The organism is Bradyrhizobium sp. CB1015, assembly GCF_025200925.1.
In the GTDB taxonomy this organism is placed as follows: Bacteria; Pseudomonadota; Alphaproteobacteria; order Rhizobiales; family Xanthobacteraceae; genus Bradyrhizobium.
Genome location: NZ_CP104174.1, coordinates 436,878 through 458,967, shown reverse-complemented (window position 1 = coordinate 458,967; position 22,090 = coordinate 436,878). Strand labels below are relative to the sequence as shown.

Annotated in this window: 18 protein-coding genes; 7 read left to right on the top strand and 11 right to left on the bottom strand. The window is 64.0% G+C overall.

The genetic code is table 11. The features are described from left to right. Nucleotides 1-15: 15 nt before the first annotated feature. Nucleotides 16-702 (bottom strand): response regulator transcription factor, encoded by a 687-nt coding sequence (locus N2604_RS02120; RefSeq protein WP_008142830.1) that lies wholly within the window; start codon nt 700-702, stop codon nt 16-18. Nucleotides 703-903: 201 nt separating this feature from the next. On the opposite strand from N2604_RS02120, the gene N2604_RS02115 reads away from it, so the two are divergent. Further along, the gene (locus tag N2604_RS02115) at nt 904-1,473 is read left to right on the top strand and encodes a L,D-transpeptidase (RefSeq protein WP_260373576.1); all 570 of its coding nucleotides are present in this window, start codon (nt 904-906) and stop codon (nt 1,471-1,473) included. A 221-nt stretch (nt 1,474-1,694) separates the two neighbouring features. Here N2604_RS02115 and N2604_RS02110 read toward each other — a convergent pair whose 3' ends face one another. After that, a complete protein-coding gene (locus N2604_RS02110) occupies nt 1,695-2,384 on the bottom strand; it encodes a YggS family pyridoxal phosphate-dependent enzyme (RefSeq protein WP_260373575.1) in 690 nt (229 codons plus the stop codon). Nucleotides 2,385-2,493: 109 nt separating this feature from the next. Here N2604_RS02110 and N2604_RS02105 point away from each other — a divergent pair, with 109 nt between their 5' ends. Then, entirely contained in the window at nt 2,494-4,197 is a 1,704-nt protein-coding gene (locus tag N2604_RS02105) for a diguanylate cyclase domain-containing protein (protein ID WP_260373574.1), read from the top strand. An 82-nt stretch (nt 4,198-4,279) separates the two neighbouring features. Here the strand turns inward: N2604_RS02105 and N2604_RS02100 are convergent, their stop codons facing one another. Then, the gene (locus N2604_RS02100; protein ID WP_260373573.1) at nt 4,280-5,326 is read right to left on the bottom strand and encodes a GGDEF domain-containing protein; all 1,047 of its coding nucleotides are present in this window, start codon (nt 5,324-5,326) and stop codon (nt 4,280-4,282) included. A 189-nt stretch (nt 5,327-5,515) separates the two neighbouring features. Between N2604_RS02100 and leuS the strand changes: the two genes are divergently transcribed. From leuS to holA, 3 genes are all read left to right on the top strand, one after another. Beyond that, complete coding sequence (gene leuS / locus N2604_RS02095; RefSeq protein ID WP_260373572.1) at nt 5,516-8,140, top strand: leucine--tRNA ligase; 2,625 nt, start codon at nt 5,516-5,518, stop codon at nt 8,138-8,140. Then, nucleotides 8,127-8,678, top strand: coding sequence for an LPS assembly lipoprotein LptE (gene lptE, locus N2604_RS02090; RefSeq protein ID WP_260373571.1), 552 nt, complete (start codon nt 8,127-8,129; stop codon nt 8,676-8,678). Before leuS ends, lptE begins: the two co-directional genes overlap by 14 nt. Nucleotides 8,679-8,806: 128 nt before the next feature. After that, complete coding sequence (gene holA, locus N2604_RS02085) at nt 8,807-9,835, top strand: DNA polymerase III subunit delta (RefSeq protein WP_260376410.1); 1,029 nt, start codon at nt 8,807-8,809, stop codon at nt 9,833-9,835. A 320-nt stretch (nt 9,836-10,155) separates the two neighbouring features. Here the strand turns inward: holA and N2604_RS02080 are convergent, their stop codons facing one another. The 8 genes from N2604_RS02080 to hemJ all read right to left on the bottom strand — a co-directional run bounded on the left by N2604_RS02080 (nt 10,156) and on the right by hemJ (nt 20,163). Then, entirely contained in the window at nt 10,156-11,043 is an 888-nt protein-coding gene (locus N2604_RS02080) for a ParB/RepB/Spo0J family partition protein (RefSeq protein WP_212257855.1), read from the bottom strand. 148 nt (nt 11,044-11,191) lie between these two features. After that, nucleotides 11,192-12,058, bottom strand: coding sequence for a ParA family protein (locus N2604_RS02075; protein ID WP_036044952.1), 867 nt, complete (start codon nt 12,056-12,058; stop codon nt 11,192-11,194). A 21-nt stretch (nt 12,059-12,079) separates the two neighbouring features. Further along, nucleotides 12,080-12,853 carry a 16S rRNA (guanine(527)-N(7))-methyltransferase RsmG gene (gene rsmG / locus N2604_RS02070; protein WP_409241671.1) on the bottom strand — a complete coding sequence of 258 codons (774 nt, stop codon included), beginning with the start codon at nt 12,851-12,853 and terminating at the stop codon, nt 12,080-12,082. 22 nt (nt 12,854-12,875) lie between these two features. Then, entirely contained in the window at nt 12,876-14,756 is a 1,881-nt protein-coding gene (gene mnmG, locus N2604_RS02065; RefSeq protein ID WP_260373570.1) for a tRNA uridine-5-carboxymethylaminomethyl(34) synthesis enzyme MnmG, read from the bottom strand. A 334-nt stretch (nt 14,757-15,090) separates the two neighbouring features. Continuing rightward, a protein-coding gene (locus tag N2604_RS02060; RefSeq protein ID WP_260370534.1) for an IS630 family transposase occupies nt 15,091-16,033 on the bottom strand; the annotation gives its coding sequence in 2 pieces (ribosomal slippage) (nt 15,091-15,696 and nt 15,698-16,033; 942 coding nt in all). Nucleotides 16,034-16,526: 493 nt separating this feature from the next. After that, complete coding sequence (mnmE, locus tag N2604_RS02055; RefSeq protein ID WP_260373569.1) at nt 16,527-17,885, bottom strand: tRNA uridine-5-carboxymethylaminomethyl(34) synthesis GTPase MnmE; 1,359 nt, start codon at nt 17,883-17,885, stop codon at nt 16,527-16,529. A 320-nt stretch (nt 17,886-18,205) separates the two neighbouring features. Then, nucleotides 18,206-19,471: a transcription termination factor Rho gene (gene rho / locus N2604_RS02050; protein WP_011083462.1), complete on the bottom strand. Its 1,266-nt coding sequence runs from the start codon at nt 19,469-19,471 to the stop codon at nt 18,206-18,208. 257 nt (nt 19,472-19,728) lie between these two features. Further along, on the bottom strand, nt 19,729-20,163 hold the full coding sequence (gene hemJ / locus N2604_RS02045) for a protoporphyrinogen oxidase HemJ (RefSeq protein ID WP_260373568.1): 435 nt from the start codon (nt 20,161-20,163) through the stop codon (nt 19,729-19,731). Nucleotides 20,164-20,623: 460 nt separating this feature from the next. Here hemJ and N2604_RS02040 point away from each other — a divergent pair, with 460 nt between their 5' ends. Both N2604_RS02040 and N2604_RS02035 read left to right on the top strand, forming a co-directional pair. Beyond that, nucleotides 20,624-21,469, top strand: coding sequence for a pyruvate, water dikinase regulatory protein (locus N2604_RS02040; protein ID WP_197954102.1), 846 nt, complete (start codon nt 20,624-20,626; stop codon nt 21,467-21,469). A gap of 8 nt (nt 21,470-21,477) precedes the next feature. Continuing rightward, nucleotides 21,478-22,086, top strand: a complete 609-nt coding sequence (locus N2604_RS02035) for a Maf family nucleotide pyrophosphatase (RefSeq protein ID WP_260373567.1) — start codon at nt 21,478-21,480, stop codon at nt 22,084-22,086. Nucleotides 22,087-22,090: the final 4 nt, after the last annotated feature.

Sequence of the window (22,090 nt, the reverse complement as noted above, 5' to 3'; positions counted from 1 at the left end):
CCCCGTCGAAGCGTATCACGGCACCAGCTTGTAGCCACCGGCTTCCGTCACCAGGATCTCCGGGTTGGCGGCATCCTTCTCGATCTTCTGGCGCAGGCGGTAGATGTGGGTTTCCAGCGTGTGGGTCGTGACGCCGGAATTGTAGCCCCAGACCTCCTGGAGCAGGGTCTCGCGCGACACCGGCATCTGGCCGGCCCGGTAGAGGAAGCGGAGAATCGCGGTCTCCTTCTCGGTGAGACGGACCTTGCGGGCATTGGCCGCGGTCAGCATCTTCGAGCCGGGACGGAAGGAGTAGGGGCCGACCGAGAACACCGCGTCCTCGCTGGCTTCGTGCTGGCGGAGCTGGGCGCGGATGCGGGCCAGCAGCACGGCGAAGCGGAAGGGCTTTGCCACATAATCGTTGGCGCCGGATTCCAGGCCCAAGATCGTGTCGGAATCGGTGTCGTGCCCGGTCAGCATGATGATCGGGGCCTTGAAGCCGCCCTTGCGTAAGGAGCGGACGACCTCGCGGCCGTCGGTGTCGGGCAGGCCGACATCCATCAGGACCAGATCGGGAGAGTTGGCCTTCGCGGCGCTGGCGCCCTTGGCGCCGGTATCGACGGCGGAGGCTTCGAATTCTTCGTGTAGCGATAATTGCTCCACCAACGTATCGCGCAGATCGGTATCGTCATCCACGATGAGGATCTTGCGGGCATTGGCCATGGGGGGTCATCCTTTTAGGGTCCGGCTCGGCGCGCATCCATGCCGCACCCAGCCGCGAGGGAAGTTTAAGGTCGCCGTTATTATTGTTGTTCGTGTTGAAGTAGTGGGCTGTTACCGATTCACAAGCCAGAAGCACTCTAACTCAGAATAGCAGGCCGTTTTGATGAATGTCCTGTAATGAATTCGACATTGCGCGTTCACATGAAAAATAAAGCAGCTTCAGTCGGTTACACCAAGAATCGAATCGCCGGGCCGCTCTCGGCGATCCGCGTTAAGCCTGCTGCCGGTAATCCGCGGCGGGGCTGGCTGACGGCCGGAGCGCTGACCATTCCGGTTGCGCTGGGGCGAGGGGGCATTCTCGCCAACAAGCTCGAGGGCGATGGCGGCACCCCCAGAGGCAGCTTCCGGCCTAGGCAATTGTGGTGGCGGGGCGACCGGCACAGCCGTCCCCGGACGTTCCTGCCGGCCCGGATCATCACCGACGCGGACGCCTGGTGCGAGGATCCGCGGGACCGCCATTACAACCAGAGCATCCGGCTCGGGGAGGGGCAGGGCGGCGACCGGCTCAAGCGCGCCGATCATCTCTACGACTTCATCATCGAGATCGACCACAACACGCGACCCCGCATCGCCGGCCGCGGCAGCGCGGTGTTCCTGCACCTTGCCCGCGACAATTTCGGCCCGACCGCCGGCTGCGTCTCCATGACGAAATCTGCGATGCTGCAATTGCTGCGGCGCCTGGGCCCGCGAACAAAGATCATCATCGGGTGAGGGGCGCCGCCGTCATTGCGATCCCGTCTCCCTCTACGTCATCACGAGTGCAGCATTTGCTGCTCGTGCCCCGGACGCAGCGCAGCGCCCCTTAGCGGTGCGCTGCAGAGCCGGGGCCCATTTCGCCGCACATCAACGCGTTGCTCTGGGTCCCGGCTCTGCGCCGCAACGCGTTGGCGTTGCGGCTTGTCCGGGACACGACAGGCCCTCGCTAACGGCAACTACCTATGCCCGAAGATCGCGCTGCCCACGCGCACATGGGTGGCACCTAACATGATCGCTGTGGCGAAATCGGCGCTCATGCCCATCGAGAGATTCGTCAAGCCATTGCGCGCGGCGATCTTGGCGGTGAGCGCAAAGTGCGCGGCGGGCGGCTCCTCGACCGGCGGGATGCACATCAATCCGGAGATCGTCAACCCGTAGGTGTCGCGGCAGCTCGCAATGAAGGCATCGGCCTCGCCGGGGGCGACGCCGGCCTTCTGCGGCTCCTCGCCGGTGTTGATCTGAACGAACAGCTGCGGGTGCTTGTTCTGGGATTCGATTTCCTTGGCTAACGCTTGGCAAATGCTCGGACGGTCCACCGAATGGATGGCGTCGAACAGCGCGACCGCCTCTTTCGCCTTGTTGGATTGCAGCGGCCCGATCAGATGCAGCGCGATACCGGGATAAGCAGACGTTAATGCCGGCCACTTGGCTTTGGCCTCCTGCACCCGATTCTCGCCAAATACGCGCTGACCGGCGGCGATAACCGGGGTAATTGCATCCGCCGCGAACGTCTTGGACACGGCGATCAGCGTGACGGAGGCGCGGTCACGCTGCGCGTCCCTGCAGGCGCGTGCAATTTCGGCTTCGACCGCGGCGAGCGCGTTTGGTGAATCGCCGGTTACCGGCGCGGCGTTGGCTTCTGTCATGACATCTCTTGGCTGTGACCCGAGCCCGGGTTAGGTCCAATTTTACCGAGTTCAAGAAACAGTTTTTGAACCCTTCGCTTTACCTTAGCCCGTGGGGTGGGTAGCGAAAATGGCAAGCGTCAGTCTCAACCGCAAACGAGCGAAACTCAAGCAGGTTCTCGGAATCCGGGCGCGGCTTGCGTTGCTCGCGGTGATTCTGGTGGCGCCCTTGATGCTCGAGCGCATTCGCTCGCTCGAAGACACGCGCGCGCGGCAGATCGCGCAGGCTGCGGCTGAATTCACCATTGTGGCAAGGCACAGCGCCGATGCGCAGCGCCAGGTGATCTCGTCGGTCGAGACCATCCTGAAATCGGAGGCCTTCATCCGCGCCTCCGCCGGCGGCATCAGCAAGAGCTGCGACGTGCTGCGCGCGAGCCTGCCGTCGAGCCTCCCCTGGATCCGCACGCTTCTGATCGCCGGCCAGGACGGCCGCATCCAATGCGCCACCAACAACATGTATGTCGGCCTCGATCTTAGTGACCGGCCGTACTTCCAGCAGGCTCAGGAAACCGGCCGCTTCGTGCTGAGCGACTTCATCATGTCGCGGCCGGTGCCGTCGCCGACGGTGATGGCGGCTTATCCGGTGTCCGCCTTCAGCGGTGTGGCCGATGCCGTCGTGCTCGCCACCGTCAATCTCGACTGGATGTCGAAGGTCATGAACAATCTGGGCGGTCGCGCCGGCATCACTGCGGTGCTGGTCGACGGCGTAGGCACCGTGCTGGCGGCACCGGCCGATCAGCACAGCGCGGTCGGCCGTCCGCTCGACAACATGCCGCTGATGTCCGCGATCGCCGACAAGGCGCTGCGGTCCGATCAGGATGAGGGTTCGCTGTCCTTCCTCGCCGCCGACGGCTCCCGCCGCGCGGTCAGCTATATCCGCATCGCCGGCACCAATGCCCGCCTGATCGCCAGCATCGACGAAGACAAGGTGTCCGCCGCGGTCAGCCGCGACATCCGTACCGCCTATCTGCAGTTCGCCTTCGTGCTCATGTTCGTCCTGCTCGGCGCGCTGATCGCCGCCGAAAAGCTCGTGATCAAGCCGATCGAGATGCTCGCCGACATGGCCAAGCGTGTCGGCGAAGGCGACCTGTCGGCCCGCGCCGCGCGCAATCGCCTGCCCGCCGAGTTCGTGCCGCTGGCCCGCGCGTTCAACGCCATGGCCGCGCGGCTGAGCCAGCGCGAACGCGAGCTGCTCGCAAGCAACGACCGCCTGACGGTGATGGCTTCGATCGACATGCTGTCCGGTCTCGCCAATCGCCGCGGCTTCCAGAGCCGGCTGGATTTCGAGTGGATGCGCGCGCAGCAATATGGCAGCGAGCTCGCGCTTCTGATGATCGACGTCGACCATTTCAAGCTGTTCAACGACACCTATGGCCATCTCGAAGGCGATTCCTGCCTGACGCGGCTCGGCGAATCGCTGTCCGGCATCGCCGCCGATACGATGGGCTTCGCGGCCCGCTACGGCGGCGAGGAGTTCTGTCTGCTGCTGCCGAACACCGACGTGACGCGCGCCGTCGAGATCGGCGAGCAGGTGCGTTCGGCCGTGCTGAGGCTCTGCCTGCCGCACATCACCTCGCACCACATGATCGTCACGGTCTCGATCGGCGTCGCTGCGACCAAGCCGAACGAGACCCTTCGCCCAGGCGACCTGATCGAAGCCGCCGACGCCGCGCTCTACGCCGCCAAGCACCGCGGCCGCAACAACGTCGTCGAGCACGGCGTGCAGGCGATCACGACCGGCACGGCCGAGATGATGATGGTGGCGAGCGCCTGAAGCGCGATGCGATTCGGATGAACCATCATCGCGCTTGCATGATCTTTCCGGAAAACCGCTTCGCACTTTTCCGGATCATGCTTCAGCCCGCAGCCCCGGCCCGCTCGAGCTCGATCTCCGTCACGACACGATTACGACCGCCGCCCTTGGCGAGATAGAGCGCGCGGTCGCAGCGCTCGATCAGATCCGTCATCGTCTCGCCGACCCGGTATTGCGCCACGCCGATCGACACGCTGATACTGGGCAGGGTCTCGCCGGTCGAACGACGCGTGATCGTGGCTTCGGCGATCGCGCGCCTGATGCGTTCGGCGATCTCGGCACAAGCGGCCAGATCGGCGTCCGGCAGCACCGCGATCAGCTCCTCGCCGCCATAGCGGGCCGGCAGATCCTGCGCGCGAACCTTCTCGCGCAGCACATTGGCCATCAGGCGCAGCACCTGGTCGCCGACACCGTGGCCGAAATTGTCGTTGAAGGACTTGAAGTGGTCGATGTCGAGCATCAGCACGCTGAGCGGCTCGCCCCATTCCGCGGTCGTCTGCGCCTTGCGCAGGAATTCATCGAGTGCCCGCCGGTTCGCCAGCCCGGTCAGCGTGTCGGTCCGGGCGCGCTCTTCGGATCGCGACAGCGAATCGCGGATCACGTCGAGCTCGCGGGTCTTTTCCGCAAAGCCTGCCTCCAGCCGCGTCGCCCGCGTGGCGGCCCGCGCCAGCTCGTTCATGAGCTGGGCAACCAGCAGCTTTGGATCGACGCCGGCCTTGCCCTGGTCGGCGACCCGGCTGATGACCTGCATCTGCGAATGATTGTCGGCGATCGCAGTCGCCAGAAACTCCTTCGCCGCCCCCATGACGGCCTGCAGCCGCTCGGAGGTGTCGACCACGACGGCACTCACCTGGGGCGCGACGTAGGTGTTGAACAGATCCTGATTGGTTCGGGTGTCGAACGGACGATTGTGGTCGATCAGGAGATCGATTGCGTTGCGCAGATCGTCGTGGCCGCCCGCGAAATATTGGTACCAGACCGCAAAATTGGCGGGGGTCGGCGCAATCCGCTGTTCAGCCATGCTCCGCACCGCCCGCCCAGCGATGGACGCGGCATAGTCGTAATCGGGATCGTCGAAGCTGGAATCCATTTGCGGTAACGCGGCCTTGTCCGGCCGCAAATTGCCATTGAGCCCTTAATCACACCCCAACGCGGGCCCTCGTAGTTATGCGGAGGCGTCGTCAAAGTTCCAACGCGCGGCAACCCATTGACCCCCCGAGGTCTTCTATGGCCTAGTCCGCCGTCTTGACGGCCGAACCCACGAAAACCCAACGAATCCATGACCTCCGAACGCTATAACGCCCGCGACGCCGAACCGCGCTGGCAACGCCTCTGGGACGAGCAGGCGATCTTCGTCTCCAAGAACGACGATCCGCGGCCGAAATATTACGTGCTCGAGATGTTCCCCTACCCGTCCGGGCGCATCCATATCGGCCATGTCCGGAATTACACGCTCGGCGACGTGCTGGCCCGCTTCATGCGCGCCAAGGGGTTCAACGTGCTGCACCCGATGGGTTGGGACGCTTTCGGCCTGCCGGCCGAGAACGCTGCGATCGAGCGCAAGGTGGCGCCGAAAGCCTGGACCTACGACAACATCGCCGCGATGAAGAAGCAGCTCCGCTCGATCGGGCTGTCGCTGGACTGGTCGCGGGAGATCGCGACCTGCGATCCCTCCTATTACAAGCACCAGCAGAAGATGTTCCTGGACTTCCTGCGCGCAGGGCTTGCCGAGCGCGAGAAGCGCAAGGTGAACTGGGACCCCGTCGACATGACGGTGCTCGCCAACGAGCAGGTGATCGACGGCCGCGGCTGGCGTTCCGGCGCCGTGGTCGAGCAGCGCGAGATGAACCAGTGGGTCTTCAAGATCACGAAGTACTCGCAGGAGCTGTTGTCGGCGCTGGACGGGCTGGACCGCTGGCCCGACAAGGTGCGGCTGATGCAGCGCAACTGGATCGGCCGCTCGGAGGGGCTGTTGATCCGCTTCGCGCTGGACGCGGCGACGACGCCGGCGGGCGAGAGCGAGCTGAAGATCTTCACGACCCGCCCGGACACGCTGTTCGGCGCCAAGTTCATGGCGATCTCGGCGGATCATCCGCTGGCGCAGGCCGCCGCGGCGAAGAACCCTAAGCTCGCGGAGTTCATCGCCGAGATCAAGAAGATCGGCACCGCGCAGGAGATCATCGACACTGCAGAGAAGCAGGGTTTCGATACCGGCATCCGCGCGGTGCATCCGTTCGATCCCTCCTGGAAGCTGCCGGTCTATGTCGCCAATTTCGTGCTGATGGAATACGGCACCGGCGCCATCTTCGGCTGCCCCGCACACGACCAGCGCGACCTCGACTTCGTCAACAAGTACAATCTCGGCAATACGCCGGTCGTATGCCCGGAAGGCCAGGACCCGAACAGCTTCGTCATCACCGACACCGCCTATGACGGTGACGGCCGCATAATCAATTCGCGCTTCCTCGACGGCATGACCATCGAGCAGGCCAAGGAAGAGGTGGCGAAGCGGCTCGAGACGGAGTTGCGCGGCAACGCGCCGGTCGGCGAGCGTCAGGTCAATTTCCGCCTGCGCGACTGGGGCATTTCACGCCAGCGCTATTGGGGCTGCCCGATTCCCGTCATTCACTGTCCGAAGTGCGACGTGGTGCCGGTGCCGGATGCCGACCTGCCCGTGAAGCTGCCTGACGATGCGACCTTCGACAAGCCCGGCAACGCGCTCGATCATCATCCGACCTGGAAGCACGTCACCTGCCCGCAATGCGGAGGCAAGGCTAGCCGCGAAACCGACACCATGGACACCTTCGTGGACTCGTCCTGGTACTTTGCGCGCTTCACCGATCCCTGGAACGAGGCTTCGCCGACGACGCCTGCGGTCGCCAATCGGATGCTGCCGGTCGACCAATATATCGGCGGCGTCGAGCACGCGATCCTGCATCTGCTCTACAGCCGCTTCTTCACCCGCGCGATGAAGGCGACGGGGCACATCGCGCTGGACGAGCCGTTCGCCGGCATGTTCACGCAAGGCATGGTGGTGCACGAGACCTACCAGAAGGCTGACGGCACCTATGTGCAGCCGGCCGAGGTGAAGGTCGAGGTCGGCGGCAACGGACGGCGCGCCACGCTGCTGACGACGGGCGAAGACATCGCGATCGGCCCGATCGAGAAGATGTCCAAGTCGAAGAAGAACACGGTCGACCCCGACGACATCATCGAGACCTATGGCGCCGACGTCGCCCGCTGGTTCATGCTGTCGGACTCCCCGCCCGACCGCGACGTGATCTGGAGCGACGAGCGCGTCCAGGGCGCCTCGCGCTTCGTGCAGCGGCTGTGGCGGCTGGTGAACGATGCCGTCGAGCTCGGTAAGGCCGCGCCGGCCGCCCGCCCGGCCAGCTTCGGCCCGGACGCCACCGCTTTGCGCAAGGCCGCCCACGGCGCGCTGGACAAGGTCACCACCGGCATCGAGCGGCTGCACTTCAACGTTTGCCTGGCCCATATCCGCGAATTCACCAATGCGTTCTCGGAAGTGCTCCAGCGCCCCGGCCAGCCCGCCCCGGATCTCGCCTGGGCGATCCAGGAGGCCAGCCAGATTCTGGTCCAGCTGTTCTCACCGATGATGCCGCACCTCGCCGAGGAGTGCTGGCAGGTTCTGGGCCGAAAGGGGCTGGTTTCGGAGGCCGATTGGCCCAAAATCGAACGCGATTTGCTGGTTGAAGACAGCGTGACTTTGGTGGTCCAGGTCAACGGCAAGAAGCGGGGTGAGGTCACAGTTGCAACAGCGGCCCAAAATCCGGAAATCGAGGCTGCCGTTTTGGGCCTCGATGCGGTAAAGCTGGCGCTGGACGGCAAGCCCGTCCGCAAGGTGATCATCGTCCCCAAGAGGATCGTGAATGTTGTCGGCTAGGATCCGTATCGCAGCCCGCTTGCTGGCAGTCGCCGCGCTGGCGGCGCTGACGGCCGGCTGCTTCCAGCCGATGTACGCCGAGCGCAGCGACGGCACCCCGGGCCTGCGCGAGAAGCTGATGGGCGTCGAGCTGCCCCCGATCAGCAAGCCCAATGCCTCCCGCGAGGCCCGTGTCGGCGTCGAGATCCGCAACGCGCTGGCCTTCAAGCTATACGGCACGGCGACGGGCATGCCGCCGACCCACCGGCTCGACATCCGCTTCACCACCACCCGCTCCTCGCTGATCGTCAGCGCCACGACGGGACTGCCGACCAGCGAAAATCTCGGCATCGACGCCCAGTACAATCTGGTCGAGGTCGCGACCGGCCGGTCGGTGATGACCGGCTCGACGTTCTCGCGCGTGTCCTATGATATGCCGGGGTCCTATCAGCGCTTCTCGCGCACCCGCGCCGTGCGCGATGCCGAGGATCGTGCCGCCAACGAGATCGCCGAGAACATCACGACCCGTCTCGCCTCGTTCTTCACCGCGGGGACGTAGTTCATTTCGTCATTCCGGGCCGCCCAAAGGGCGAACCCGGAATCTCGATGCGAAACCTCTGGATTCTCTGGTGCGCAATTGCGCACCGTAGTTCGCGCAGCGCGCGCCCCGGAATGACAATCTGGACCATGGTGGCACTGCGGGGAAAAGAGATCGACGCCTTTCTCGCCCGCCCCGATGCGGGCCGTCCGATCATCCTGCTCTACGGTCCCGATGCGGGTCTGGTGCGCGAGCGCGCCGATGCGCTGATCGCGTCCAGCGTCGACGATCCCAACGACCCATTCTCGCTGGTCAAGCTCGACGGCGACGAGCTCTCCGCAGAGCCTTCGCGCCTCGTCGACGAGGCCATGACGGTGCCGCTGTTCGGCGGCCGCCGCGCCATCCGCATTCGCGCCGGCTCGCGCAGCTTTGCCAGCGGCATCGAGACGCTCGCCGAGATGAACGTGAAGGATTGCCGCATCGTGATCGAGGCCGGCGAGCTCCGCCCGGAATCGCCATTGCGCAAGACCTGCGAGAAGGCCAAGACCGCCGTGGCGATCGGCTGTTATCCCGACACCGAGCGCGATCTTGCCAAGCTGATGGACGACGAGCTGCGCATCGCGAATTTGCGGATCGCGCAGGACGCCCGCGCGGCGCTGATGTCGTTCCTCGGCGGCGACCGCCAGGCCTCGCGCAACGAGCTGCGCAAGCTGACGCTCTACGCCCACGGCAAGGGCGAGGTCACGCTGGATGACGTCATGGCGGTGGTCGCCGATGCCTCGGAGCTGAAGCTCGATCCGATCGTCGACGGCGCCTTCGCCGGGCGGCCCGACATCGTCGAGACCGAGTTTGCAAAGGCGATGATCGCGGGGACCTATCCCGGCGTGATCATCTCCGCCGCGCAGCGCCAGGCGGCGTGGCTGCACAAATCCGCGCTGGCGATTGCCGACGGCACGCCTGCCTCTGCCGTGCTCGAGGGCGGCTATCCGCGCCTGCATTTTTCACGAAAGCCCGCGGTCGAAACCGCGCTGCGCAATTTCAGCCCTGCGCGGCTCGCCGCTGTGATCGAGCAGCTCGCGACCGCCGCGCTCGACACCCGCAAACAGTCCACCCTCGCCGCCGCGATCGCCCAGCGCGCGCTGATGGCGATCGCCGCGAATGCAAAACGGCGGGGCTAGGCCTCCGCTCTCTCGCCACGTCATTGCGAGCGCAGCGAAGCAATCCAGAGTCCCTCTGCGGAAAAATTCTGGATTGCTTCGCTGCGCTCGCGATGACGAGGTGGATGCAGACGCACCCGCAATGATGGAGCGAAGCACCAAATCCGTCATCCTGAGGCGCGAGCCGCGCGGCGCAATGCGGCGCGCGGGAAGCCTCGAAGGATGAACGGCCGAGATGCAGCCGGGCCGTCGCCCTTCGAGGGCCGCTGAAGAAGCGGCACCTCCAGCGACAACGGCTTCGCCGTTGCGCGGGGGTGACGGACTTTAGAGAGCCGGCGCGTCTACAGCGCGCCCTTGGCCAGCCGCTTCATCACCTCGTCGAGCTGATCGAGGTTGCGGTAGTTGATCTGCACCGAGCCGCCGGGGTCGCGGTGATTGACGGTGACCTTGAGGCCGAGCGCGTCGCTGACGCGCTTCTCCAGATCGATCGTATCGGGGTCCTTCTCCTTGCCGCCGCTGGCGCGCGCCTTCTGCGGCTTGCGCTCGGGCACGCCCTCTTCGTGCGCGAGCGCTTCGGCCTGGCGGACGTTGAGACCTTCCTCGACGATGCGCTTGGCGGCGGCGAGCGGATCGGGCACGCCGATCAGCGCGCGGGCGTGGCCGGCGGTCAGCTCGCCGGTCGCGATGAAGGCCTGCACCTCCGCAGGCAGCTTGGTCAGCCGCATCATGTTGGCGACGTGGCTGCGGCTCTTGCCGACGACCTTGGCGATGTCGTCCTGGCTGCGTTTGAACTCGTTGGCGAGCGCGTGATAGCCCTGCGCCTCTTCCATCGGGTTGAGGTCCTCGCGCTGCACGTTCTCGACGATCGCGAATTCCAGCGCGTCGCTGTCGCTGATGTCGACCGGAACGATCGGCACCTCGTGCAGGCCGGCCATCTGCGAGGCGCGCCAGCGCCGTTCGCCGGCGATGATCTCGTAGCGATCCTGCGCGCCCTTCACCGGACGCACCACGATCGGCTGGATCACGCCATGCTGCTTGATGGAGTCGGAGAGCTCCTTCAGCTCGGTGTCCGAAAAGGTGCGGCGCGGGTTGCGCGGATTGGCCTTGATGAATTCGATCGGCACCTTGCGCTGCGCGCGCGGACGATCGACATGCTGGGCCTCGCCGCCGACGTCGCCGATCAGACTTGCAAGACCCCGGCCCAGTCGCGAACGCGCTTCGTCGGCCATCGCCAGCTCCCTTGGATTCACGGTGCAGCACTCCAGAACTGAATTTCAAAACTTGTAGGATGGGTAGAGCGAAGCGAAACCCATCGCTGTCCGTGCACGTGGCGATGGGTTTCGCTGCGCTCTACCCATCCTACGGATCGACGTCGCGTCAATGCGTCGTACGCAACTCGCGCTCGCGCTGGATCACTTCGGTGGCAAGCCGCAAATAGGCTTCGCTGCCGACGCATTTGAGATCGTAGACCAGCACCGGCTTGCCGTAGGACGGCGCTTCCGAGATGCGCACATTGCGCGGGATCATGGTCTTGTAGACCTTCTCGCCCATGAACTGGCGGACGTCGGCGACGACCTGGTTCGACAGGTTGTTGCGCGAGTCGAACATGGTCAGCACGATGCCGTGGATCGACAGGTTCGGATTGAGCGTCGAGCGCACCTGCTCCACGGTCTGCAAGAGTTGCGACAGACCTTCGAGCGCGAAGAACTCGCACTGCAGCGGCACCAGGATCGCGTCGGACGCCGCCATCGCGTTGACGGTGAGCAGGTTGAGCGAGGGTGGGCAGTCGATCAGCACATAGGTGTAGTCGGCGTCCGGCGAGACGTTGTTGTTGAGCGCGCCGATCGCGTCGCGCAACTTGAAGGCGCGGCCGGGCGTGGTGCCGAGCTCGAGTTCGAGGCCGGAGAGGTCCATGGTCGACGGCGCGATGTGCAGCCGCGGCACCGCGGTCGAGACCACCGCCTCGCGCAAGGCGGCTTCGCCGACCAGCACGTCATAGGTCGAGCAGGAGCGATTGCGGCGATCGATGCCGAGGCCGGTCGAGGCATTGCCCTGCGGATCGAGATCGACGATCAGGACGCGCTCACCGATCGCCGCGAGCGCCGTGCCAAGGTTGATCGCTGTGGTTGTTTTTCCCACGCCGCCTTTTTGATTCGCCAAGGCAAGGATGCGCGGATGGCCATGGGGGACCTCATCGGTCTTTTGGGCCGTCTGTTCCTGCTGCGGTTCGTCAATCACGCTCATCGCAATTCCCCCACTCACCCCTCAACTGCGCCGTTCAGCGGCATTGAGCTCCACGATCCAACCGTCGCCCGTGCGGCTTTGGTGGAGCTGCGGCTGAATATTCCAATATTTAGCGGCTTCGGTCAATTCAGCCTCTACATCTTGACCCTTGAGAAATAACGCCTTCGCGCCCTGGCGCATCAGCGGCTCCGCAAAGCCGATGAGTTGATGTAGCGGAGCCAGTGCACGCGCAGTGACGCAATCGACGGGGCCGGTGATTCTATCCACATTATCCCCGATCTCAGCGAGATGTACGACTCCCGGAGATGTGGTGACGCGGATCGCTTCACGCAAAAAGGCGGCCTTCTTGGCGATTCGCTCGACGAGATGGACGCTCGCGCCAGGTGTGCCGGCCATGGCGCAGGCGAGCACGACGCCGGGGAATCCGCCGCCGCTGCCGAGATCGGCCCAGCGTTTTGCAGTCGGCGCGAGATCGACCAGCTGGAGCGAGTCGGCGATGTGCCGGGTCCAGAGCTGTGGCAAGGTCGATGGCGCGACCAGATTGGTCTTGGCCTGCCACTCCCGGAGCAGCGCGATGTAGCGATCAAGCCGCTCCTCGGTTTCACGTGAAACGGAAGCGAGCTTGAGAGCGGCGATCTTGTCGGCGGCGATGATGGAATCGAGCGCCCCGTCATTGGCCGCGGTCTTGCTGATCTTCGGGCTGGCTGATCCCCCTTCAATTCGGCGCCCAGCGCCCTCGCCCGCTCCGGGTCGTCGCGATGGCGGTGGATTCCCGCCCGATCCGCGCTGTTTCACGTGAAACGCCTATGCGATTGGCTTATGCGATTGCTTTGGAAGTCTTCCGTGCCTCGCGGCGGAGGTAGGCCGCGAGAATGCCGAGCGCCGCCGGCGTCATACCATCGATCCGGCCGGCCTGGCCGACGGTGAACGGTCGTGCCTTCTCCAGCTTGGTGCGCACTTCGTTGGAGAGACCGGGAACGAGCTGGTAATCGACCTCCGCCAGCACCATGCCCTCGTCGCGCCGGAAGGCCTCAACGTCGGCGCTCTGGCGCTCCAGATAGACGTCGTATTTGGCGTCGATCTCGAGATGGGTGGCGATGACAGGATCGATGGCCGACAGCTCCGGCCAGATCGCGCGGACCTGGCTCCAGCCGATCTCCGGATAGGCCATCAGCTCGAAGGCCGAGCGGCGCTGGCCGTCCCGGTTCAGCGACAGCCCGTGCTTGATCGCTTCGTTCGGGGTGATGGTCAGAGACTTCGACAGCATCCGGGCGGCGTTCAGGGCGTCCATCTTGGCGCGGTGATGCCTGATACGGGCGCTGCCGACGCACCCCAGGGCGATGCCTTTCTCGGTCAGACGCTGGTCGGCATTGTCGGCCCGCAGCGTCAGCCGGTACTCGGCCCTGGAGGTGAACATGCGATAGGGCTCGCTGATCCCCCGGGTGACGAGGTCGTCGATCATCACACCGAGATAGCCGTCGGCGCGGTCGAACACCGTGAGCGCCGCACCGCTGGCTGAGAGCGCGGCATTCAGGCCGGCAACGATGCCCTGCCCGGCGGCTTCCTCATATCCGGTCGTGCCGTTGATCTGCCCGGCCAGGAAGAGACCACGCAGACGCTTGGTCTGCAGGGTCGGATCGAGCTCACGGGGATCGATGTGGTCGTATTCGATGGCGTAGCCCGGACGGACCATGTTCACCCGCTCCAGGCCGGGAATGGTCGCGAGGATCGCAAGCTGGACCTCTTCGGGAAGCGAAGTCGAGATGCCGTTGGGATAGACGGTCGTATCGTCGAGCCCTTCCGGCTCCAGGAAGATCTGGTGGCCATCGCGGTCGCCGAAGCGGACGATCTTGTCCTCAATGGAGGGACAATAGCGCGGTCCGGAGCTCTTGATCTGGCCGGAGTACATCGGGGAGCGATGGACGTTAGCCCGGATCACCTCATGGGTCGCGGGCGTGGTCCGGGTGATCCCGCACTGGATCTGCGGCGTCGTGATCCGCTCCGTCATGACGGAGAACGGCTCCGGCGGCTCGTCGCCGGGCTGCATCTCGACCGCGGACCAGTCGATCGTGGTGCCGTCCAGGCGCGGCGGAGTCCCGGTCTTGAGACGTCCGAGAGTGAAGCCGGCACGTTCGAAAGAGCTGGAGAGGCCCATCGCAGGTGCCTCGCCGACACGGCCGGCGGGCCAGTTCTTCTCGCCGAGATGGATCAGCCCCCGGAGAAAGGTGCCGGTGGTCACGACAACGGCCCCTGCCCGAAGCTCCCGGCCGTCCGCCAGGCACAGTCCGGTCACCCGGTCATCGACCACGATCAGCTCGTCGGCTTCGCCCTCGATGACGGAGAGGGCTTCGGTCTCCCGGATCGCCGCTTGCATCGCCGCCGCATAGAGTTTTCGGTCTGCCTGGGCCCGGGGACCACGCACAGCGGGGCCCTTGCGGCGATTGAGAACGCGAAACTGGATGCCGCCGGCATCGCCCACACGGCCCATCAGGCCGTCGAGCGCATCGACCTCGCGAACCAGATGCCCTTTGCCGAGCCCGCCGATGGCGGGATTGCAGGACATCGCGCCGACCGTGGAGAAACGGTGCGTCACCAGAGCCGTCGCCGCACCCATCCGGGCCGCGGCAGCCGCGGCCTCACAGCCGGCGTGGCCGCCGCCAATGACGATGACGTCGAAACTTGCTCGATCTGGTCGCATGGGCGGACTTCTAGCTCAGAGGCGAGAATGCCGGAAGTGGAAACTGGAGAGGCGCGTTTCACGTGAAACAAGGTGCCCGAGGAGCGAAAGCTTTTTCGTGAAAACAACCCCATGCACAGTAGGAGGCGCGCTGAAATCAATGCTGTTTCACGTGAAACAAAATGCCCACGAGCCGGAGCCGGTAACGGGGGGAATGTGATGCTCCGATTTTCAGGCGATCGATCCCACGGGACCTCATTACTGACCCACTCTCGTGTCCCGGACAAGCTGCAACGCCTTTGCGTTGCGGCGCAGAGCCGGGACCCGACAAGCAGCAGGTTAGAGCATGATGTTTTTATACGGAAACGTAGCCTGAGTTTTTGAAGTAGTTGGTGCACTCCGTCTCGGAGAAGAGATCGAGGAGTTCACCAGCCTTTCTCCAGGTTGCCTCCACGTCACGGGGCTCGGCAGCTCGCATGAGATGTTTGAGTTTGGCGAAGACCTGCTCGATCGGATTGAGGTCAGGGCTATATGGCGGCAAGAAGATGCGGTGGGCGCCTCTGGCGCGGATGGCTTGGCGAGCCGCTTTGCCCTTATGGCTGCCAAGATTGTCGAGAACGACGATCTCGCCCGGTGCGAGGGTGGGTGCCAACACCTTCTCGACGTACAGCGTGAAGAGCTCACCATTGATGGGACCATCGATCACCCAAGGCGCGCTGATCCGATCGTGACGCAGCGCCGCGATGAAGGTCATGGTCTTCCAATGGCCGAAAGGTGCAGATGCTTGGAGGCGCTGTCCACAAGGCCCCCAGCCGCGTAGCGGCGCCATATTGGTCTTGATCCACGTCTCGTCGATAAAAACCAACCGTGCGACGTCGATCCTGCCTTGATGTGCTTTCCAGCGGGTCCGCTTACGGACGACGTCTGGGCGATCCTGCTCGGCCGGTAGAAGCGTTTTTTTTGAAGCTGAGCCCCTCGGCGTGAACAAAAGTCCACACCGCCCGCACGTCTGTCTTGATCCCCCGTGCAGCCAGCTCCTGCGTCAGCTTGCGCAAGGTGAATGGCCCCGAGCGAATGCGTTTGCGCAGCCAGTCGGCGTTGGCATCCGACAGAACCCGCTTCTTGTGGCCGCCGATCTGGCCGGGCGCCAGGCCTCCGGTATCCCGCCTCAGATTCTTCCACTTCGTCACGCAGGAGGGGCTGATCTGGAGCGCCTCGGCAATCGAACGAACCGTTTCCCCTGCGTCAGCTCGCGCCAAAGCCCGTTCCCGGATGTCTTCCGAATAGGGTCGCGTCATCCATGCTGGCCTCCGCCCTCCAGCATGGATGTTGAATCAGAAATCGCTCCCAGTGGGAATCCCGATTCCAGTCAAAAACAACATGCTCTAGCTGCTGATAGGTGGGCCCCGGCTCTGCAGCGCACCGCTGAAGAAGCCCTGCGCTACGTCCGGGGCACGAGAGCGCAATGTGCCGTACCGCTATCTCCACATTATTGCGAGCGCGCTGAAGGCAATCCGGAATTCCTCCGTGGGGCACCTGGATTGCGTCATGGACAGGCTCCTCACAATGACGAGGTGCGGCGGGCCGCCGGCCCCTCACGCCCCGATCTAAGGTGATCTCTCGCCACATCAGCGAGCCGCCGAAGCCGGCCGGAGCAAGCACGCCGCCATTACACAGAAAGCGGCTGGACCCGAAAGCAGTTTCACTTGAAACAGAAGCCGAGCGGGGCCGCTGTTTCACGTGAAACAGAAGAAATGGAACAAGCGCTAGTTCTAGGATCAAGAACTAGCGCTACTTTCCGATACAGAACTTCTGAAAGATGGCGCCAAGGACGTGCTCGACGTCCACCCGGCCCAGGAGCCGGCCCAAGGCATACGCGGCCGCACGCAGTTCTTCGGCTGCAAGCTCCTCGCCGTCTTCTACAAGGTCCAGACTCCGGCGCAAGCTGTCTGAGGCCCGGCTCAACAACTCGCGCTGGCGGGTCCGGGTCACCATCGCGCCCTCGGTGGTCCCGAAGAATTCTGAAGCGAATTTCACCAGCGCGTTGACCAGTTCGGGGATGCCGTCGCCCCGGCTTGCCGAGATCCCGAACTCGCCGCTCGCCCCCGCTCCTCCGACCCCGCCGAGGTCGATCTTGTTGCGCACGATCCAGACCGAGCCGCCGGACGAAGCAACACCCTCCGCGGATGTCCAGCGCGAGCGCATTGTGTCCGGATCGACGGCTTGCCCGCCCTCCACCAGCCACAACACCAGATCGGCGTCCTCGGCGCGCGCGCGGGCCCGGCGCACGCCTTCCTGCTCCACGGGATCGTCGGTCTCGCGGATGCCGGCGGTGTCGATGATTGTGACGGGATAGCCGTCGAGATCGAGCTGCACCTCGATCACGTCGCGCGTGGTGCCGGCATGCGGCGAGACGATCGCGACCTCGCGGCGCACGAGCTGGTTGATCAGCGTCGACTTGCCGACATTCGGCTCGCCGGCGATCGCAACCACCAGGCCGTCGCGCAGGCGTTCAGAATGTCCCTGTGCCGCAAGCACTTTTGTGATTTCGTCGTGAAGCGCTTTGATCGCTTTCACCGCCGGCGCCCTCAGCTCCGCCGGCACGTCGCCTTCATCGGAAAAATCGATGCCGGCCTCGATCAGCGCGGAGGCCTCGATGATGCGCTCGCGCCAGTCGCGCGCGCGGTCGCCGAGCAGGCCCCGCAACTGGCGCAGCGCCTGGCGGCGCTGGCGGTCGGTGTCGGCGTGAATGAGATCGTCGAGCCCCTCGGCCTCGGTCAGATCGAGCTTGCCATTCTCGAAGGCGCGCCGCGTGAACTCGCCCGGCTCGGCCGCGCGCGTATTCGGAATATCGGAAAGCGCGGCGAGGAGCGCCGCCAGCACCGCCCGGCCGCCATGGACGTGAAATTCGGCGATGTCCTGGCCGGTGGCGCTGGCCGGCCCTGGAAACCAGAGCACGACCGCATCGTCGATCGACTGGCCCGCGCCGTTCCGGAGCAGCCGGCGGCTCGCCTGTCGCGGCGCCGGCAGCCGGCCCGCAAGCGTCGTCAGCGCCAGGCCGGCTTGCGCGCCGGAGACGCGGACCACGGCGATCGCGCTGGGCGCCCGGCCGGATGAGAGCGCAAAAATGGTCTGGTCGTGCGGATGCATGGCCTATTTGTCCGGCTGCCGCCCAAAACGCAAACATCCGTTTTGTCAGCCGATCCAACAGTATTCTGCAGTGTTTTGCTGCACCGGGTTCCGCAGCAAATCTTTGTTGCATTGCAATGTAGCCGCAGCATTTGCTGCACCTAAGCCTGATCGCGATGCGAAGAGGTCGGCCAGATTTCAAGGTTTCAGTTTGAATATCAACAGATTAATGTCTGACTCGGATCCGGTCAGTTGATGAGTTTCCTGCTGCGCTTTCGCTGCAGCAAAATTGCAACAAAAAGGGCGCCCGAAGGCGCCCCAAATTCGCTGTTGCACTGCACTCAGGTATTCATGGAGTCGAAGAACTCCGAATTGCTCTTGGTCGAGCGCAGCTTGTCGAGCAGGAAGTCGATCGCGTCCATCGTCCCCATCGGATTGAGGATGCGGCGGAGCACGTACATCTTCTTGAGCACCTGCGGATCGGTGATGAGCTCCTCCTTGCGGGTGCCGGAGCGCGAGATATCGATCGCCGGGAAGGTGCGCTTGTCCGAGACCTTGCGGTCCAGGATCAGCTCGGAGTTACCGGTGCCCTTGAACTCTTCGAAGATGACTTCGTCCATGCGGCTGCCGGTATCGACCAGCGCGGTCGCGATGATGGTCAGCGAGCCGCCCTCCTCGATGTTGCGGGCTGCGCCGAAGAAGCGCTTCGGGCGCTGCAGCGCGTTGGCGTCGACACCGCCGGTCAGCACCTTGCCGGATGACGGCACCACGGTGTTGTAGGCGCGACCGAGGCGCGTGATCGAATCGAGCAGGATCACGACGTCGCGGCCATGCTCGACCAGGCGTTTTGCCTTCTCGATCACCATCTCCGCGACCTGGACATGGCGCACCGCCGGCTCGTCGAAGGTCGAGGACACCACCTCGCCCTTCACCGAACGTTGCATGTCGGTGACTTCTTCCGGACGCTCGTCGATCAAGAGCACGATCAAATAGCATTCGGGATGATTGTGCGTGATCGAGTGCGCGATGTTCTGCATCAGCACGGTTTTACCGGTGCGCGGCGGCGCCACGATCAAGGCGCGCTGCCCCTTGCCGATGGGAGCAACGATGTCGATCACGCGTGCAGACAGATCTTTCCGCGTGGGATCGTCGATCTCCATGCGGAAACGCTGATTCGGAAACAGCGGCGTGAGGTTGTCGAAATTGACCTTGTGCTTGGCCTTTTCCGGGTCCTCGAAATTGAGCGTGTTGACCTTGAGCAGCGCAAAGTAGCGCTCGCCCTCTTTCGGGCTGCGGATATGACCTTCGATCGTGTCGCCGGTGCGCAGGCCGAAACGGCGGATCTGCGAAGGCGAAACGTAGATATCGTCCGGACCCGGCAGATAATTCGCATCAGGCGAACGGAGGAAGCCGAAGCCGTCGGAGAGCACCTCGACGACGCCCTCGCCGACGATATCGGTCTCGGCCAGCGAGAGCTGCTTGAGGATGGCGAACAGCAGCTCCTGCTTGCGCATGGTGCTGGCGTTTTCGACCCCGTTCTCTTCCGCGAACGAGACCAGCTCGGCCGGGGTTTTCGACTTGAGGTCCTGGAGTTTGATTTCCCGCATTGGGGTGGTCCTGTGGGGTAACCTGAAAAAGAGGGGGGTGCGAGGAGGCTCTGAAATGCGGACGCGAGCAGGTGCAGGTAAGGTCCGCAGGTCTGGCAAGGTGAGCGCCGGTGAGGCTTCAATCCTGATGCGGTGTCCGGCCTCTGGAAGGCTCGGACACAACCACATCCGCCTGCGTTGGGTGGGATATCGATAATATAGAAAATCGCTTAACGCTCTGCAAGCCGAAGCGCTGAGCTAATCGCCGCGCGGTTTGCCTAGAACGGCTTCACGATCACCATGATGACGATGAAAATCATCAGGACGGTCGGCACCTCATTGATAATCCGATAGAATTTCTGGCTTCGCGGGCGCCTGTCGGCGGCGAAATCCTTGAGCCAGCGGGAAAAAAAGCCGTGGACCGCCGAGAGCACCAGGACCAGTGCCAGTTTTACGTGCAGCCAGCCGAACGAGAACCAATGACCGGACCAGGCGAGATAGAGCCCGGCGAGCCAGGTGACCATCATCGCGGGGTTGATGATCGCCTTGAGCAGCCGGCGCTCCATGACCTTGAACGTCTCGGACTGGTTCGAGCCAATTTCGGCCTCGCAGTGATAGACGAACAGCCGCGGCAGATAGAGCATGCCGGCCATCCAGGAGATGACGGCGATCACGTGCAGCGCCTTGATCCAGAGATAGACGTCTTCGAACATTTTCGGGGGTCCGGATTGCTGCCCAGCTCGGGAACGCTGGGGATAGTAAGAACCCGTTAAGGTCTTACCCCGCACACATATCCGTCCGTAGCGCCTTCCTCAAATCTAGAATCTTAGATTCTTAAGGTTTGAGTCTATGTGACCGTGGATTGGACTCACACAATTCCGTCCGCGTGTTCGCACGCGCTTGTTCACATCCATCCACATATTCCGGACAGCCTCTGTCGACTTCCGATAAGTCGGTCGGCTTCAAAGGCTTGCGCGTTTGTATCGGCAGCTTATCAAGGGACTTGTCCGCGCAATCCCGCTTCCCTCTCGGCGGGGCGCCGGACTTGTCCTGACCGGCAGCTTTGTGAAGAAAATCGCTGCTTGTCCCGCCCCTGGTGTCGCGCATCACTTTCCGAGAGGTTAAGCTCCACAGAAATCCACAAACCACCCCAACGAAATTCAAAGGGTTTTGGTGCCGACCTCGAACAATTATTTCCATCTCCACCTGGTCTCGGACTCCACGGGTGAGACGCTCATCACCGTGGCGCGCGCGGTCGCGGCTCAATACGCCAACGTGACGCCGGTCGAGCACGTCTATCCCCTTGTACGCAGCCAGAAGCAGCTCGACCGCGTGCTCGACGAGATCGAGGAAGCGCCCGGAATCGTGCTGTTCACGCTGCTCGAGAAGGATCTGGTCGCCAGACTCGAGGACAAGTGCAAGCAGATCAATGTTCCGAGCCTGTCGATCATCGGGCCGGTGATGCAGCTGTTCGAAGCCTATCTGGGCGCTGCGACCACCGGCCGGGTCGGCGCCCAGCACGTGCTCAATGCGGAATATTTCAAGCGCATCGACGCGCTCAACTACACCATGATCCATGACGACGGTCAGCATGTCGAAGGTCTCGACGAGGCCGACGTGGTGCTGGTCGGTGTGTCCCGGACATCGAAGACACCGACATCGATCTATCTCGCCAATCGCGGCATCCGCACCGCCAACGTGCCGCTGGTGCCGGGCATTCCGGTGCCGCCGCAATTGGAGACACTGACGCGGCCGCTGGTGGTCAGCCTGCACGCGACGCCGGAACGCCTGATCCAGATCCGTCAGAATCGCCTGCTGTCCATGGGCGCCGAGTCCGGCAGCCGCAGCGACACCTACACCGACAAGCAATCGGTCACCGAGGAGGTCGCGTTCGCGCGCAAGCTAAGCGCCAAGCATGACTGGCCGCTGCTGGACGTCACGCGCCGCTCCATCGAGGAAACGGCCGCGGCGATCATGAAGCTGTATAGCGACCGCCAGCGCAACCGGCCGTCCGAATAGTGTCGCCGATGAGTCTGTGGCGCGGCACATCACGGTTGATCCTGGCCTCGCAAAGCAGCGCGCGCAAAATGCTGCTGGCCAATGCCGGGCTCGACTTCGAAGCTGTCACCGCCGATATCGACGAGCGCGGCATTCAGGCTGCGTCAAAGCTTTCGGACCCGCGTGAGATCGGCCTGTTGCTGGCGCGCGAGAAGGCCAGGGCAGTCTCTGTCGGTCACCCCGGAAACTATGTGATCGGTGCCGACCAGACGTTGGCCCTCGGGAACCGTCTCTTCAACAAGCCGGCCGGCCGCGCCCAGGCGCTGGTGCAATTGCGCGATCTCGCCGGTCAGACGCACGAGCTGAATTCAGCCGTCGCCGTGGCGCAGGATGGCAGGATCCTTTTCGAGCACGTTTCCGTGGCGCGCATGACCATGCGGTCCATGAGCGAAGCCGAGCTTTCGGCCTATCTCGACGCCGCCGGCGAGGCCGTGACCACTAGCGTCGGCGCCTATCAGCTCGAGGGCCTCGGCATCCATCTGTTCGAGCGCATCGAGGGCGATCATTTCACCATTCTCGGCCTGCCGCTGCTGCCGCTGCTTGCGTATCTGCGGAGCGAGCAGCTAATTGCGGTGTAGATGC

Coding starts and splice junctions, on each gene's coding strand:
- N2604_RS02120 (WP_008142830.1), bottom strand. CDS start 702: ATGGCCAATGCCCGCAAGATCCTCATCGTGGATGACGATACCGATCTG.
- N2604_RS02115 (WP_260373576.1), top strand. CDS start 904: ATGAAAAATAAAGCAGCTTCAGTCGGTTACACCAAGAATCGAATCGCC.
- N2604_RS02110 (WP_260373575.1), bottom strand. CDS start 2,384: ATGACAGAAGCCAACGCCGCGCCGGTAACCGGCGATTCACCAAACGCG.
- N2604_RS02105 (WP_260373574.1), top strand. CDS start 2,494: ATGGCAAGCGTCAGTCTCAACCGCAAACGAGCGAAACTCAAGCAGGTT.
- N2604_RS02100 (WP_260373573.1), bottom strand. CDS start 5,326: ATGGATTCCAGCTTCGACGATCCCGATTACGACTATGCCGCGTCCATC.
- leuS (WP_260373572.1), top strand. CDS start 5,516: ATGACCTCCGAACGCTATAACGCCCGCGACGCCGAACCGCGCTGGCAA.
- lptE (WP_260373571.1), top strand. CDS start 8,127: ATGTTGTCGGCTAGGATCCGTATCGCAGCCCGCTTGCTGGCAGTCGCC.
- holA (WP_260376410.1), top strand. CDS start 8,807: ATGGTGGCACTGCGGGGAAAAGAGATCGACGCCTTTCTCGCCCGCCCC.
- N2604_RS02080 (WP_212257855.1), bottom strand. CDS start 11,043: ATGGCCGACGAAGCGCGTTCGCGACTGGGCCGGGGTCTTGCAAGTCTG.
- N2604_RS02075 (WP_036044952.1), bottom strand. CDS start 12,058: ATGAGCGTGATTGACGAACCGCAGCAGGAACAGACGGCCCAAAAGACC.
- mnmG (WP_260373570.1), bottom strand. CDS start 14,756: ATGCGACCAGATCGAGCAAGTTTCGACGTCATCGTCATTGGCGGCGGC.
- mnmE (WP_260373569.1), bottom strand. CDS start 17,885: ATGCATCCGCACGACCAGACCATTTTTGCGCTCTCATCCGGCCGGGCG.
- rho (WP_011083462.1), bottom strand. CDS start 19,471: ATGCGGGAAATCAAACTCCAGGACCTCAAGTCGAAAACCCCGGCCGAG.
- hemJ (WP_260373568.1), bottom strand. CDS start 20,163: ATGTTCGAAGACGTCTATCTCTGGATCAAGGCGCTGCACGTGATCGCC.
- N2604_RS02035 (WP_260373567.1), top strand. CDS start 21,478: ATGAGTCTGTGGCGCGGCACATCACGGTTGATCCTGGCCTCGCAAAGC.